Consider the following 15859-nt stretch of genomic DNA (forward strand, 5'->3'; position numbering starts at 1 on the left):
CTTGGCAAAGGGTTGCAGGGTTGTGCGTGATGGGGCGTGGCCCGGCATCACCATTTGCCGTAGGTGCCTTCTTTCAGACCATCAAACAGGTTGGCGGCGTTGTGCTCTTCACCGTCGTAGATCACTTTTTCATCGCCGGTCAGTTCGAGGGTTTCACCGTTCTCCAGCTCAAACACATAGGTGGTGTTTTTCAGGTCGTCTTCGCGCACCAGAACGCCCTGGAAGGCTTCCGGATTGAAGCGGAAGGTCGTGCAGCCCTTGAGACGGCTTTCGTAGGCTTGCAAATAAAGGTCCTGGAACTTCTCGAACGCAAACTCGGTAGGCACATTGACCGTCTTGGAAATCGCCGAGTCGATCCATTGCTGGGCCGCCGCCTGAACCGCCACGTGCTGCTCGGGCGTCACCGCATCGGCGGTGATGAAGTAGTCAGGCAGGTCGCTGTCCACCGCATCAGCGGCAATAAAGTGGCGATAGGCTGCCAGTTCGAAGGACACGACCTCGACCTGCTCCTTGGTCTTCTTGCCCGACTGGATGATATTGCGGAAATAACGGTGCGAGAACGACGGCTCGATGCCGTTGGACGCGTTGTTGCCCATGGACAGCGAAATCGTGCCGGTCGGCGCGATGGAACTGTGGTGGGTAAAGCGTGCGCCGTGTTCGGCAAGTTGCGCCACGAGCTCGGGTTCAAGCTCGGCCACCTTGTTCATGTACTGGCTGTAACGGGCATGAAGAATACGCCCGGGCACCTTGTCGCCCACCTCATAGCCGTCCTTGGCCAGCTGGGGACGCTCGCGCATCATCTTCGGCGTGATCACGTGCTCTTCGGCGAGCACCGGGGCCATGCCTTTTTCCTGGGACAGCTCCAACGCCTGCTTCCAGCCTTCAATGGCCAGGTGACGGCTGACTTCTTCGGTAAAGGCCAGCGACGCCTGGGAGCCGTAAGGAATCTTGAGCATGGTCAGCGTCGAGCCCAGGCCCAGAAACCCCATGCCATGGCGGCGCTTGGCTTCGATTTCGCGCTGCTGCTGGGGCAGCGGCAAGCCGGCAATCTCGACCACGTTATCCAGCATGCGGGTGAAGATCGCCACTACTTTACGGTAGCGGTCCCAGTCAAAGCGCGGCTGGTCGCTGAACGGCTCAATGACGAACTGGGTCAGGTTGACCGAGCCCAGCAGGCAAGCGCCTTCCGGCGGCAGCGGCTGCTCACCGCAGGGATTGGTGGCGCGGATATCTTCGCAGAACCAGTTGTTGTTCATGCGGTTCACCTGATCAATCAAAATGAACCCGGGCTCGGCGTAATCGTAGGTCGAGGCCATGATGGTGTCCCACAGCTCCCGCGCCTTGATCACCTCGACAATCCGGCAGGCCACGCGGCCTTCATCGTCGACCGTATAGCCTTCCTCGACCACCGGCCAGTCGCGATAGATGATGTCCTCGTCGCTGACGTCGTCTTTCTCGCCGGGGTGGAGCGGGAAAGCCAGCGGCCAGTCGGCGTTATGCTTGACGGCCTCCATGAACTCGTCGGTAATCAGCAGGCTAAGGTTGAACTGACGCAGGCGCCCGGCTTCGCGCTTGGCCTGGATAAACTCACGCACGTCCGGATGGCCGACATCGAAGGTGCCCATCTGCGCGCCGCGACGGCCACCGGCAGAGGCCACGGTGAAACACATCTTGTCGTAGATATCCATGAACGCCAGCGGGCCATTGGTGCCTGCGCCCGCGCCGAACACAAAGGCCCCTTTATGGCGCAACGTGGAAAAGTCGTAGCCGATACCGGCGCCGGACTTGAGGGTCATTCCGGCGTCTACCACGGAGTCCAGGATATCGCGCATCGAATCGCGAATGGTGCGCGACACCGTGCAGTTAATCAGGCTCACCGCGGGCTTATAGGCGTCAGCCCCTGCGTTGGAGAGAATCCGCCCGGCAGGCACCGCGCCATTTTCCAACGCCCAGCGGAACTTCGGCAGCCACTCTTGCGCCTTGTCACCTTCTACATCCGCCAAGGCTTTCGCCACCCGCTCGAAGGTCGCGCCCAGGTCCTGATCCACCGGCTGGCTATGGCGATCCTTAAGACGATATTTGGCATCCCAAATTTCCCGCGACGGTTCCTGAAGCGGGACATCGTTAGAGGTGTTCATAGCCTGGGTAGCAGTACTCATGTCGCGAAACTCCTTAGCGGCGTTGAAAATAGCGCTTGGTCAAAGCGATTATACGAGGCAACCGGGTGAAGTATAGTCTTGACTTTGCACTATATCGGCTGCTTTTTCATATTTTTTCTACCATATATAGAAAAATCAGCGCCTTAGTCTTTTGTCACCGTGCATCAGACGATAGGCTAAGGGTTTTCCAGATGATGGGCCTGTTCATGCCGTTGATATCGCGTTTTCATTCCGCACTTGCTTACCCTGCGCTTGGCGCTGCGTTGGTGTTATCGCTGCCATCGGCGCATGCCGTGTCGTTTAACGTCGAAGACGACCAAACCCACGACCATTGGCAGTCGATGGCATTGACCCTCGGTAACGAGCGTCATTTTCGTGCCGTGGAAGCGCACAGCTACTCGGATGCCACCTTGAGCGTCAATGCCACCCAGGGCGTGTGCGACTTACCCTGGCTGGAGATGCGTGTCGAACTGGAAGCCGCTCAGGGCGAAAGCCGAGCGGTTAATCAGGTGCCTGCGCGGCTACGCGTCGATGAACGCGAGCGCATTCACAGCGTCGCCGAATTTATCACCGAGCGGGGCAATAACGGCTTTTATGCCCACTTTTATCTCAACGATATCGATCAATTGATCGCCGACATGAGCGTCGGCGAGCAGGTCTTTCTGGGCTTTGACCAGGGGGATGAAGACCCCTGGTACATGATATTCAGCCTGGAGGGCGCGGGAGAGGCGCTGGCAAGGATGCAGCGCCTATGCCGGGATGCGTTTTAGCGGGGGTTAATCCTGGGTTGGCGGCTGCCTGAGCACCAGCTCGACGCGACGGTTGGCCGCCCGCCCCTGCGCCGTGGCATTACTGGCTATGGGCTGGGTATCGGCATAGCCAACGGCGCGCATGCGATCAACCTCGAGCCCCTGGCTATCCAGATGGCGGACCACGGCGATCGCCCGTGCCGACGATAGCTCCCAGTTGGAAGGAAAGCGAGAGGTCGAGATGGGCACATTATCGGTATGGCCTTCGACGGACACCTGCCCATCAAAGGCGCTGAGCACTTCGACAAGACTGTCGACGAGGTCACGGCCCTGCCCGGTGAGTTGCGCCCGGCCGCTGTCGAACAACAGGTTGTCGTTGATGCGCAGCGTCACCCCTTCCTGCCCCTGGGAGACGTCCACTCCCGGAATGCTGATACCGTCAAAGCGCGGCTGCAGGCCGCTGTGACGGGGCTCGATACCGGTCGCCAGTGATGCCAGAGGCAGGTCGGCGATCGCGCCGGGGGACGCTTCATCGACGCTGGCTTGCGAGCCAGCGTCGTTACCGCCGGGTGGCGCCAGCGAGAGCAGCAAGACAAACAAGGTCAGCAACAGCGTCAATACATCCAGATAGCTGGTCATCCAGCCATCGTCGCCACTGTCCTTGGGCAGTGGCGCTTCCAATGTATGGCGGGTATCCCGGTCTAGCATCCCGACTACCCCTTGGCGGGGGCGCTATTCGAGGCGCGCGGCTTTTTGACCTCCGGCTCGCGGATTTCGTCGTGGTAGTTGGCGACGAAGGAGTTGAGCGTTTCTTCTATAAAGGAAGGTAGCCGCCGCTTGGTAATCAGGGAGATCCCCTCCAGCACCATGTTCATGGTGATCAAGCGCTCCTCGGTGCGCCGCTCGAGCTTCACCGCAATAGGCTTGAACACCAGATTGGCCAGCAGGATACCGTAGAAGGTGGTCAGCAAGGCCACCGCCATGCGCGGGCCGATCACATCGAGATTGCCAGAGTCCATGACTTCCAGCATGTTGACCAGCCCCACCAGGGTGCCAATCATGCCGAAAGCGGGCGCATAAGTGGCCATGGTGCGGAATATCTGGGCTTCCGCATGCTCACGCGCCTTCAGCCGCGCAATACGCCAGCGCAACATATCGAAGATTTCGTCTTCTTTGGTGTTGGCGATCACCAGTTGAATGCCGGTCCGCAAAAACGGATTACGGGTGTTTTCGAGCTCTCGTTCAACAGCGCGGACATCGCCCTTGAACCACAGCCGGGACATGGCCACCAACTCGTTGATATCATCACGCACGTAGGTGTTTTCGCGCCGGAAGACCAGCCCGACCAGACGCACCACCCGCAGCACTTCCTTGAGGGGATAGCTGATAAAGGTAGCGGCAAGTGTGCCCGTGACCACGATGGCGAGCCCGGGCAGGTTGAGGAAGCTATCCGGCGATTCGGCGGTGAAAAACAGGACGCTTACCAGCAACAGGATGCTGGCGAAAATACCGATCAGCGTCGATGGGTTCATGTCGTGCTCCTTAAAGCAATATAACGGGGCTTATCAGCACCGAGCGCTAAAACGTCAGCCAATCGCCGTTGCCCTGGCAGTGACGTCAAAAGACCCTAAACCGAGTCGTTTAACTTGGCGCGCAGACGGCTGACTGCCTGACTATGCAACTGGGAAACGCGTGACTCCGTGACGCCGAGAACAGCGCCCACTTCTTTCAGGTTGAGCTCTTCCTGGTAATACAGCGCCATGAGCAACTTTTCACGCTCGGGCAGGGCCTCAATGGCCGCCACCAGGGTTTCCCGCTGCTGGGCATCGAGCAAGTGGTCAAACGGCGAACTCACGGTTTCGCGATTATGCGGTTCGCTGCCATCCGCCACCAGCTCTTCAAAGGGCAGCAACTGCCCGCTATTGGTATCGTGCAATAGCTGCTGATAGTCGCCCAGCGGCATCTCCATGGCGTCAGCGATTTCCGTTTCTTCGGGGGGACGCCCAAGCGACTGCTCCAAACGCCTGACGGTTTCATCAACGGCCCGCGCCGAACGACGGACGCTGCGAGGCAGCCAATCACGGGTACGCAATTCGTCCACCATCGCCCCGCGTATGCGCTGACTGGCAAACGTCGCAAAGGTGGCCCCCTGAGTGGCATCGAAACGTCCCAGAGCTTCCAGTAGCCCCATCATGCCTGCCTGGATTAAGTCATCCAGCTCTATGCTGGCCGGCAACCTGACCTGAAGCGTCAAGGCCTGACGTCTCACCAGTGGCATATACTCCGTCATCAGCTCACTTTGTTTGATCCTGCCTTGTGCTGTGTACATCCTATTGCCTCGCGGCTAAACCACCTGTGCTCACTGGTAATTCACTATCATCTGCAACCCTTTAACGCTAACGGGACGCTGCCCTGGGTTTAGCGCAAATTGAAAATGCAGGGGCGTTGTCGCACTTATGCCTGATAAAGCACGGGTCTCCCCACGCATGCCCGATAATGACACACAGCGCTCGGGGTGGCATAACCATGCCTGTAGCGCTGCCCCGGGCGCGTGTTGGTACTGCCACTGGACTCGCTCGATGACCGCCGCTGGCGTGGTAGCGCCCGCTGGAGGACGAACCGGTTCACTGCGACTGGCGCGGTCGCTCATGGTCACCATGAGCCCCGGCACATGTGTCACCCAGCTGCTGGACGCTCCCTGAGCAAACGAACCGAGTCCCAAGGCTAGTACCAAAATGCTAATCGCATGACGCCAATAGCCTAGCATGCATCGTTCCTTCTCATGAGCGGATTAACCCCGATTATTAGACGCTTTACCGGCGTTAGCTGCCATTAGCGGGCCAGCAATAGCAATTCAGTGTCAAGATAGTGGCCGGCCGCTTGCTGCAGGTTGGCCAATAGGCCTTGCCTGGGCAGGTGAGGCTCGTGCAGTGCCAACAAGCGTTGCGGGCCGTTATGCTGCCGCAGCTGTTTCAATAGCTGGTACATACGCCCAAATGCATCGGCATCGCTGCTGACCCACAACGCCCAGCGACGATGTTGCTGACTGAGCGTCGCCAGTTCTGGCTCATCCGGCATCACGATCCGAATATCCCAGTCGGCCGGATCCCCGGCCCAGGCTCGCCCTAGCGCGGCCCACTGGCCCAGGCGCGCGCTGACCTTGCGCACCTCTACCGGCCCATCACCTGATAGCCCGGTGACCATTAACGGCGTTTTAGGCTTAGGCGGTGTGACAGGCGGCTCCATGGCCGCCGCGCTGGGCACCACGGGTGAGCGGTAGGCCATCGGCCCGGATGATTCCGTTGCCTCGGGAGGCGCTTCATCGCCCCGCTGCTGACGCTGCAGATCCGCCCACTTGCGCAGCCCAGAAGCTTGGTCTTGTGCGCTCATGCTAGGCCCTCACGATTAACACCGCCCAGTTGGCGGATCGCATCACGGGCCATAAAGGCGTATACCAGCGCATCCAGCAATGCCGTATCCCGCCGACGGCGACGGCTGCTTAGCAGGTTCAGCACATCACCGTGCAATGCACCGGCGGCCTCGTCCTCGGCGCAATCAAGGTGCCCGGCAATGGCGGCAATGCCACTGGCCATCAACAGGCGCACTTCAGGGCTTACGTCGCCACTATCGGCGTCTTTGAGCTGCTGCCAGGCACGCCGTGTCAGCGCCGCAAGGCTTTCACTCTGCAGTTGGGTCACCAGCAGGCTCAGCACCTCATTGCCCAATCGCGCGGGGGTGAGCCAGTAACGGCGGGTGACCACTTTGGCGCTTTCGGGGTCACGGACTTCGCCATACCACGCCAGCAGCGCCCGCCCCTCTTTGTCGGTAACTTCGGCATAGGCCGTCCACAGCGCCATCGGCTGGCCACGGAAGCGCACATTGACGCGGTGATTGAGCGTACTCTCGGCAAACAGCTGGCGCAGCGCATAGCGTTCACCGTGCAAGTTTACCCTGAGTGCCGGGGGTGCCAAGCTGACCCAGGTCAGGTATTGGCGCTCTAACCAGGTCAACGCCTCGCTATCGGGTAATGACGGCAGCAGGTGCACGGCGACGCCATCGCGCTCGCTAAAGGTGGTCATGCGCGGTTGCCAGCCAGCGGGCTGGCGGTGCTGAAGCCAGGGTAGCGCCATCCAGGCGCCCTCGGCATCCAGTCCTATATCCGGCATCGCCCAATCGCAGCCGCGTTCATTGCGGCGGGGCGACCAGGCCATGCCCAGCATGTGTTGGGGCGGTGGGTACCCTTCCAGAAGCTCGTCCAGACGCTGATCCTGCAACACGCTGGGCAGGTTAGCGATATCCCAGACGCCTTCGAGACGCTCAAAGCCCACCATGCGCTCGCGCAGACGCGCAAACAGCGACGACAGACGGCGCCCCTGGCCCAGCACATCCCGTGACCAGCGGGGCATGCTGAGCGGTGCGGCGGATGGAGATCCACTGCCTGACCCGGCCGCGTCGGTATTCAGCGCCTGATCGACCAGGGTAGCCGGGTCCGCCACCGCCATATCTTCGGGGACCTGCTGACCATAGGAACCAAACAGCACGCGCATGCCATGGCGCATGACAATATCCAGGATAGGGGCCAAACGTCCCGCTTCGTCCTGCTTGGTGATGATGCAGTCATCCAGTTCAGCACCTGCCGCACGGGCAGCCTGGCGATAGCGCATCACCACTTCTTCCAACGTTTCCGGTTGGCTGGCGGCATTCAGCAGCAGTACCAACCTGACGTTGGAGCGACCACCCTGCAAGTGAGCGATCTGCTCGATGACCCGCTGGTCGCGCTGGCTCATGCCCACGGTATCGATGATGACCCACTGTTTGCCCTGCAGACGATTCAGCAGGTCGTCGATGGGTTGCTCCGCATCCAGCGCGTACATCGGGATATCCAGCAGGCGCGCGTAGATGCGCAGTTGCTCATGAGCGCCGATACGGAAGCTGTCGGTGGTCACCAGGGCGACGGGACGGGTCCCATGGCGCATGACAAAGCGAGCCGCGAGCTTGGCGGTAGTGGTCGTCTTGCCAACCCCGGTGGGCCCAACCAGGGCGACAATGCCCGTTTGATCGAAAAATTCGGGCTCATCCTGGAGCACGGCCAGTCGTGCCATCAGGCGCTCACGCAACCAAGGCAGTGCCTGCTCGCTGTCCGCACTTTGCGCCGACAGGAAGCCCGGCAGGTCCATCAGGATGTCGTCGGCAAGCTCGCGGCTGAAACCAACACCGCAAAGCAGCTGTCGCCAACGCTCTGTCCCGCTGGCGGTCGAGGCAGTGGGTGTTGTGCTACGGTCGGTGTGTTGGGAAGCAAGCAGCGAGCGCATATCCTGCATTTCGCGCAGTAAGCGCTCACTCATCGACTCCAGCGGATCCTTCGGCGCAGCCGGTGGCTCGTTGGCGGGAGGGGGCGAAGGCTCGAAATGATCAACGGCTTCGTCGGCCATGGCGAGAATTTCAACGCCGCCCTCAGTGCGCCGGTTCGCGACAATCAACGCGTCGTCACCCAGCGCTTCACGCACCTGGCGCATCACATCGCGACTGTTGGCGCCCACGAAACGTCTAACACTCATGTATTACCCCTGGCCGTGAGTCAAATAGTGACGCTGGCATCAGCGGCCCCCTACCACAGTGGTTACCCGCAGCGTGCGGTCATCGGGTATCTCAGCCTGGGACAGGACGGCCATATGGCGCAAGCGACGGCGCAAGAACCGCGACAACACCGCACGCAGGGAATGCTGAACCACCAGTACCGGCGGCTCGCCACTGCTTTCGTGGCGCTCCAGTGCCTGCTGGGCCTGGGTCATTAGCGTTTCGGCAAGCCCCGGCTCCATCGCCCCGTTGCCGTTCATCGCCTGCACCAGCACCTGCTCTAGCTGAGCATCCAGCCCCATCACGTTCAAGGTATCCTGACCGGCAAACCACTGCTGGGTAATCGCCCGGCCCAGGGCCACACGAACCAGAGCCGTCAGCTCGTTGGCGTCCTGCTGCTGGCTGGCGTACTCAGCCAGGGTATCAAGGATGGTGCGCATGTCGCGAATCGACACGTCTTCATCCAGCAGGTTCTGCAGGATACGCTGCAGCACCGTGAGCGAAATGGCCTTGGGTACGACTTCTTCCACCAGCGACTTCTGCTCGCTGCCCAGCTTGTCCAGCAGTTTCTGAACTTCCTGGCGGCCGAGCATTTCCGGCGAGTGGCGGTGCAATAGGTGATTGAGATGCGTCGCGATCACTGTGCTGGCGTCGACGACCGTGTAGCCGTAGACCTGGGCATGCTCTCGCTGGCTGGACTCAATCCACACCGCGGGCAAGCCAAAGGCAGGATCTTCGGTTGGCGTGCCTTGCAGTTCCCCGGACACCTGACCCGGGTTAATCGCCAGCCACTTGCCCGGATAGGCCTCGGCACGGCCAATTTCGGCGCCTTTCATTGACAGCACATAAGCGTTTGGCGACAGCTCCAGGTTGTCGCGTATATGCACTACCGGCGGCAGAAAGCCGACCTCCTGGGCAAACTTTTTACGAACGCTTTTAATCCGCGCCAACAACTCGCCTTTTTGTCGTGAATCGACTAGTGGAATCAGACGATGACCGACTTCCAGGCCGAGCGTATCGACCAGTTGGACATCTTCCCAGCTGGCCTCAGGCGCCTCCTGGGTCGGCGGTGGTGCGGCGGAGATTTCCTCCTTGACCAGCGCCTGCTCCTGGCGGCGCATGATGAACCAGGCCAGCCCGGCAAGCAGCAGGGTAAACAGCAGGAAAACCATGTTGGGCATGCCCGGCACAATACCTAGCAGGCCCATGACCATCGCTGCCAGGATCATCACCTGGGGGTTGATGAACAACTGGCTGATCATCTGCTGACCAACATCCTGGTCGGTATTGACCCGCGATACCGTCACACCGGCGGCCGTCGAAATAACCAGGGCGGGAATTTGCGCCACCAGGCCATCCCCGATGGCCAGCAACATATAGCTGCGACCGGCATCGCCGAAGCTCATATCGTGCTGCAGCATGCCAATCATCAGGCCGCCAATGATGTTAACGACCATGATCACCAGGCCCGCGACGGCATCGCCACGTACGAACTTGCTGGCACCATCCATCGACCCGTAAAAGTCGGCTTCCTGGGCGATTTCCGCACGCCGGTTCTTGGCGTCTTCCTCGCCAATCAGCCCTGCATTGAGGTCAGCATCGATTGCCATCTGCTTGCCAGGCATGGCGTCCAGCGTGAAGCGAGCACCCACTTCGGCGATACGCCCTGCACCTTTGGTGATAACCATGAAGTTGATGATCACCAGAATCAAAAAGACCACCAAACCCACGGCAAAATTACCACCGACCAGAAACGCCCCAAAAGCCTCGATCACCTTGCCGGCAGCGGCACCGCCCTGGTGCCCTTCCATCAGCACCACGCGGGTTGACGCCACGTTCAACGACAAACGCAGCAGCGTCGTAAACAGCAGCACGGCGGGGAAGGCGGCAAAGTCGAGGGGTTTTTGGGCGAACATGCTGACCATCAGCACCATGACGGCCATGGCGATATTGAAGGTAAACAGCAAATCCAGCGCAAACGGCGGCATGGGCACGATCATCATGCCCAGAATCATCAGGATCAGCAGTGGCCCGGCGAGCAACTGGACTTTTACGTCGCTCACCCAGTCACGCCGACTCATTAGTTGGGTAAAGCCTTTCATGTTTGGGCCTCATCGCCACCGGCGCCACGCCCGGGGGTTTCCATTTCCGGGGGCACCGGCAGATTATCGGGGGTAGGCGGCACTTCGCCTCCTTGTTGCGCTACATTTTTCAAGCGATATGCCCAGGCCATGACCTCGGCCACGGCCGTATATAGATTCGCCGGTATTTCGGCGTCCAGATCGACGTGATGATACAGCGCCCGCGCCAGCGGTGCTGCTTCTAACCGTGGCACTTCCGCTTCATTGGCAATTTCACGGATGCGTTCGGCCACCGCATCAGTGCCTTTAGCCACCAGGCGTGGCGCCCCCATCTGCCCCTCTTGATACGACAGCGCCACTGCGTAGTGGGTCGGGTTGGTAATGATGACGTCCGCCTCCGGCACCTTGCTCATCATACGGCCGCGCGCCATGGCCTGCTGCTGCTGGCGAATCCGGGCCTTCACCTGAGGGTCGCCTTCTGATTCCTTGTGCTCGCGCTTGACTTCTTCCTGGCTCATGCGCAATTTCTTGGCATTACTCCACAGCTGGAAGGGCACATCAATCAAAATCACCACGATCAACGCCAGGATCATCAATCCCGCTGCCTGGGCCGCCATGGTCAAGGCGCTGGCCAACGCTTGCTGAATAGGCTGGTTCATCAGTGACATGAACTTGCCCATATTAAGGTATAAAAATGCCGCACCTACGCTACCGACCAGCAGTGTCTTGGCAATCGCCTTGGCCAGCTCGATCAATGCTTGGGTAGCGAAGATGCGCTTCATCCCGGATAGCGGATTCAGCTTGGACAGTTTCGGCTGCATCGACTTTCCTGAAATCAAAAAACCGCCCAGCAGCGCAGGTGACACCAGCGCGATCAATGTCAGCAGTAAAAACAGCGGCATCATTGCAAACAGAGTGCGCCTGCCGAGATCGATGGCATGGGTCACCATCGGCATACCTTCCATGGCGTGGCGGCGCTCGAATAGAAAAGCCTGCTCCATCACCATGCCAAGCTGATTGTAGAGCATTTGTCCCATGGTCCAGAGGCCAATCACCCCGCCCAAGAGCACCAGAAAGGTGGTCAGCTCCCGCGAGCGGGGCACCTGCCCTTCTTCACGCGCCTTTTCCAGCCGTCGGGGCGTGGCCTCTTCGGTCTTTTCCTGGTCGCTGTCGTCTTCTGCCATGCGGTCATCCGGCCAGGTAATGTATCGCGGCTAAACACGAAAAGCCGCCCCTAAGGACGGCTGAGCGAAACGTCGTGTAACCCGAGCAAGGGTTCAAACCGTGCGCTAGAAGCCCAATTCGTCCAATAGATCGTCGACCTGATCTTGCCCGGTCACGATATCAGGTGCATTGTCCTTCACTTGAGGCCCATTCAAAAGCTCTTCGTTACGCCGTGCATTCTCGTTTTTCCACTGATCTTCGGCCTTGCGTTGCATCGTTTCTCGTGCCTGGGCCTCCGGAACGTTGTCAATGAGCACCTGAACCAGCTGATGTTCAATCTCGCGAATGACGTCCATCATCTTCTTGATGACCTGACCGGTAAGGTCCTGGAAATCCTGTGCCATCATGATTTCCATCAACTCTTTATTGGTCGCCGCCGCCATATCCGGCACGCTCCCCAGATAGCCACGCGTATCTTTGACCAGCGCTTTGGCTTCGTCCAACTCCTTTGGCGCTTCAAACCACTCTGCCCAACGCTTATCCAACGCCTCAGCCTGATCGCTAAGCTGATCCTGAAGCGGTTGGGCCCGGTCAATCGCATTCAGCGAGCGATCTGCCGCCTGCTCGGTCATGGTGGCGACGTAATGCAAACGGTCGCGTGCATCGGGTATCGCTTCAGCCGCTCGCTCGATTTCCTTATCCAGCCCCAGCTCACGCATGTTTTCCCTCAACATGCGGGTCAGTTTGCCAACGCGATGAATAAGATCTTCGGCGGCCTCTTCGGACAGTTGGGTAGAACCGGACTGCTCATTCTGGCTCATGGTGCTCTCTCCTCGTAATCCCGGCCCGCAGGCCTTGCCGCGTTACTTACCCAATTTGTCAAAGATCTTATTGAGCTTTTCTTCCAGCGTCGCGGCTGTAAACGGCTTCACAACATAGCCGTTGGCGCCCGCCTGAGCCGCCGCAATGATGTTTTCTTTCTTGGCTTCCGCCGTCACCATTAACACCGGCAACTCTTTGAGGGCGTCATCCTGACGGATTTCCTTGAGCATCTCCAGGCCATCCAGATTGGGCATGTTCCAATCAGAGACCACAAACTCAAAATTGCCTGCACGTAGCTTGTTCAAGGCATCCTGCCCATCCTCTGCCTCTTCTACGTTGGTAAAACCGAGTTCTTTCAACAAGCTGCGTACAATACGGCGCATCGTGGGGAAGTCATCCACCACCAAAAAGCTCATGTTCTTATCTGCCATGGGTCATCCTCTATCAGTTGGGGCTGGTTAAAATTCTTCCCAGTCGTCGTGTCCGCTGGTTGATGGCACTGAACGGCTAGGCGGAGTCGATGGTGTTTTGGCGGCTGGCGCGGCCACCGCTTTAGGCACTGAGCCTGCACTTGCCTGACGTGACGGCTGCTGATGAGCCACCTGCATGCCCACCAGTTTAAATACCGCCACCGCTTCTTCAAGGCGGTTGGCCTGCTCTTCCAATGACGACGCGGCGGCGGTGGCCTGTTGCACCAAGGAGGCATTCTGCTGGGTCACCTGGTCCATCTGGCCGACCGCTTGACTGACTTGTTCGATGCCGTCGCTCTGCTCCTGGGACGCAGCTGAGATTTCATCCATGATGTCGGTGACACGGCGTACAGACGTCACTACATCGGACATGGTTGTGCCTGCCTGTTCAACGAGGGTAGAGCCTTGCTGGATCTGAGTCACCGAGTCATCAATCAGCGCTTTGATCTCCTTGGCGGCATCAGCACTTCGGCTGGCGAGGTTGCGCACTTCCCCGGCTACGACAGCAAAGCCTCGGCCTTGCTCACCGGCACGGGCTGCTTCAACCGACGCATTGAGGGCCAGGATATTGGTTTGAAAGGCGATCGAGTCGATCACGCTGGTAATATCCGAGACTTTTTGCGAACTGCTGGAAATACCGTGCATGGTGGTCACCACCTGCTGCACCACGTCGCCGCCACGCTCAGCCGTGGACGATGCATCCGCTGCCAGCGTGCTTGCCTGGCGTGCATTGTCGGCATTCTGCTTCACCGTCGCCGTCATCTCTTCCATGCTGGAGGCAGTCTCTTCGATAGAGGCCGCCTGCTGCTCGGTACGCGATGAAAGGTCGGCATTGCCGCTGGCAATTTCGCGGGTACCGTGGTGAATTTCACGGCTGCCATCACGCACCCGCGCGACGATATCGTTGAGGCTGCCCTGCATCCGCTGCATCGCGGTATAAAGCTGGCCAATTTCGTTTTTGCCGCCGCTGGGGATCGCTGTGGTGAGATCTGCATCGGCAATGGTATCGAGCATCTGCACAGCTTCTTTGAGAGGCCGAATCACCACGCTGCGCAAGCCTGCATAAATCAAGAACAACAGAAGAAGCGTTACAGCAAAGATGATCCACTCAATAAAACTGTAGAACTGGTTAATGTCGTCCAGCTCCCGCTGGAGGGCATCGCCTCGCTCGCCAGCATAGCGCACGAATTCAGTCAACAATTCTTCCTGACGCTCTGCTGTTGGGGCCAACTCATCACGAATCGCATTGAAGCCGGTTGTATCCATCTGGTCCAGCGCTTCTATCTGCTGGTACGTCAGATCAAACACCGCTTCAAAAACCGTTTCGATCTCGCTACCCAGCGCATCTCCGACGTCTGTACGCGGTACGGAAGCAAAGTTGTTAAAACGTGCTTCAGCCCGACTCAGTTGGTCCTCGGCGGCTTCCAGGCGAGCCGTCGCTTCGCGGTTGCGTCCCAGCAGAAATTGGTTGGAGGCCACCTCCAGTTCAACCAAGGCGCCGCTCCACAGCGCATCGGCGCGGTTTAGTTCATTCAGTTGCTCCACATTTATCCGCTCAAGCGTGGTTAATGTATCGTCCATAGCCTGTTCGGCAAGTCGACTCATTAACACATTGCTGACAATGGCCAGCAAGAATAACAACAGCGCCACGATCACCGCGACGTTAACACTTAAATTGCGTAATGCTCGGTTCATTGGGTTCCCTTACAGCCAAGGATGACTCATTCTTGTCGTTATACCCGCTGTGCCCGCCCCGACGCGGCAATCAGCGACATTAATTTCTCTGGAATCTCATCCAGCGCCGTGACATCAGCGGCCGCGCCCATGGCAACTGCTTCTCGGGGCATACCATAGACAACACAGCTTTCCTCGTTCTGAGCAATGGTGGCTGATCCAGCCTGACGCATTTCCAGCAGCCCGGCGGCTCCATCTTTGCCCATGCCGGTAAGAATCACGCCAATGGCGTTTTTGCCGGCCTGGTCGGCGGCAGAGTGAAATAGCACATCCACCGAGGGGCGGTGGCGATTGACCGGTGGTCCGTCGTCAAGCCGGGCGACGTAGTTGGCACCGCTGCGCGCCAGTTTGAGGTGCTGGTCTCCGGGGGCAATATAGGCGTGGCCGGGCAGCACACGCTCGCCGTCGGTGGCTTCCTTGACGGTAATGCGACATAGCCGGTCCAGCCGCTCCGCAAACGAACGCGTAAACCCACCCGGCATGTGCTGGGTAATTAAAATCGCCGGCGCGTTGGCGGGTAGCGGTTCGAGCACTGCCCTGATTGCTTCGGTACCGCCAGTGGAAGCGCCGATAATAATCAGCTTCTCACTCGATACCATGGGCGCTTTGAGTTGGGCAGGCGGCGGGGTATTTTTATGCCGCGCCTGGCGAGGGCGAGAACGCGCCGCCGCACGCAGTTTTTCGGCAATCTCGTTGGCGTAATCCATCATCCCGCTGCGAATACCCAAACTGGGCTTGGCAACAAAGTCCAGCGCCCCAAGCTCCAACGCCCGTAGGGTGATTTCCGAACCGCTTTGGGTCAGTGACGATACCATCAATACCGGCATCGGACGCAGACGCATCAGGCGCTCGAGAAAGTCCAGCCCGTCCATGCGCGGCATTTCAACATCAAGCGTCAGGACATCCGGATTATGCTGCTTGATAAGGTCGCGGGCGGCAATCGGATCAGGCGCTACCGCCACGACTTCCATATCGGGTTGGGTATTGATAATTTCCGTCAACAGGTCGCGAATCAGCGCCGAGTCGTCAACACATAACACTTTTATTTTGGCTGCACTCAAAGCACGCCTCCTTATCCGTCAAGCCGTTTGCCGCACTAAGGC

Annotated in this window: 14 protein-coding genes; 1 reads left to right on the top strand and 13 read right to left on the bottom strand. The window is 59.1% G+C overall.

Translation table 11 applies throughout. The annotated features are described in order from the left end of the window. Positions 1-47: 47 nt before the first annotated feature. A complete protein-coding gene (locus NH395_RS15950; RefSeq protein WP_066318988.1) occupies positions 48-2159 on the bottom strand; it encodes an adenosylcobalamin-dependent ribonucleoside-diphosphate reductase in 2112 nt (703 codons plus the stop codon). A 194-nt stretch (positions 2160-2353) separates the two neighbouring features. Here NH395_RS15950 and NH395_RS15955 point away from each other — a divergent pair, with 194 nt between their 5' ends. Continuing rightward, a complete protein-coding gene (locus NH395_RS15955; protein ID WP_253026329.1) occupies positions 2354-2929 on the top strand; it encodes a hypothetical protein in 576 nt (191 codons plus the stop codon). A 6-nt stretch (positions 2930-2935) separates the two neighbouring features. On the opposite strand, the gene NH395_RS15960 is transcribed toward NH395_RS15955, so the two are convergent. From NH395_RS15960 to NH395_RS16015, 12 genes are all read right to left on the bottom strand, one after another. Further along, positions 2936-3616, bottom strand: a complete 681-nt coding sequence (locus NH395_RS15960; protein ID WP_253026277.1) for an OmpA family protein — start codon at positions 3614-3616, stop codon at positions 2936-2938. A gap of 5 nt (positions 3617-3621) precedes the next feature. Next, positions 3622-4440 carry a MotA/TolQ/ExbB proton channel family protein gene (locus NH395_RS15965; RefSeq protein WP_253026279.1) on the bottom strand — a complete coding sequence of 273 codons (819 nt, stop codon included), beginning with the start codon at positions 4438-4440 and terminating at the stop codon, positions 3622-3624. 95 nt (positions 4441-4535) lie between these two features. Continuing rightward, entirely contained in the window at positions 4536-5237 is a 702-nt protein-coding gene (locus NH395_RS15970; protein ID WP_085917576.1) for an RNA polymerase sigma factor FliA, read from the bottom strand. Positions 5238-5267: 30 nt separating this feature from the next. Next, on the bottom strand, positions 5268-5675 hold the full coding sequence (locus NH395_RS15975) for a flagellar protein FlhE (RefSeq protein WP_085917575.1): 408 nt from the start codon (positions 5673-5675) through the stop codon (positions 5268-5270). Between the two features lie 65 nt (positions 5676-5740). Then, complete coding sequence (locus tag NH395_RS15980; RefSeq protein ID WP_085917574.1) at positions 5741-6298, bottom strand: hypothetical protein; 558 nt, start codon at positions 6296-6298, stop codon at positions 5741-5743. Beyond that, entirely contained in the window at positions 6295-8466 is a 2172-nt protein-coding gene (gene flhF, locus NH395_RS15985; protein ID WP_253026281.1) for a flagellar biosynthesis protein FlhF, read from the bottom strand. Before flhF ends, NH395_RS15980 begins: the two co-directional genes overlap by 4 nt. Positions 8467-8505: 39 nt before the next feature. After that, positions 8506-10587 (bottom strand): flagellar biosynthesis protein FlhA, encoded by a 2082-nt coding sequence (gene flhA / locus NH395_RS15990; protein WP_085917572.1) that lies wholly within the window; start codon positions 10585-10587, stop codon positions 8506-8508. Continuing rightward, positions 10584-11750 (bottom strand): flagellar biosynthesis protein FlhB, encoded by a 1167-nt coding sequence (gene flhB, locus NH395_RS15995; RefSeq protein WP_253026283.1) that lies wholly within the window; start codon positions 11748-11750, stop codon positions 10584-10586. The genes flhA and flhB overlap by 4 nt, the downstream gene beginning before the upstream one ends. A gap of 105 nt (positions 11751-11855) precedes the next feature. Beyond that, on the bottom strand, positions 11856-12551 hold the full coding sequence (gene cheZ / locus NH395_RS16000; protein ID WP_085917570.1) for a protein phosphatase CheZ: 696 nt from the start codon (positions 12549-12551) through the stop codon (positions 11856-11858). Between the two features lie 42 nt (positions 12552-12593). Continuing rightward, positions 12594-12983 carry a chemotaxis response regulator CheY gene (cheY, locus tag NH395_RS16005; protein WP_085917569.1) on the bottom strand — a complete coding sequence of 130 codons (390 nt, stop codon included), beginning with the start codon at positions 12981-12983 and terminating at the stop codon, positions 12594-12596. 27 nt (positions 12984-13010) lie between these two features. Continuing rightward, positions 13011-14717, bottom strand: a complete 1707-nt coding sequence (locus tag NH395_RS16010; protein WP_199284420.1) for a methyl-accepting chemotaxis protein — start codon at positions 14715-14717, stop codon at positions 13011-13013. Between the two features lie 38 nt (positions 14718-14755). After that, positions 14756-15817 (bottom strand): chemotaxis response regulator protein-glutamate methylesterase, encoded by a 1062-nt coding sequence (locus NH395_RS16015; protein WP_199284419.1) that lies wholly within the window; start codon positions 15815-15817, stop codon positions 14756-14758. Positions 15818-15859: the final 42 nt, after the last annotated feature.

Source organism: Halomonas sp. Mc5H-6, assembly GCF_024124705.1.
In the GTDB taxonomy this organism is placed as follows: domain Bacteria; phylum Pseudomonadota; class Gammaproteobacteria; order Pseudomonadales; family Halomonadaceae; genus Vreelandella; species Vreelandella subterranea.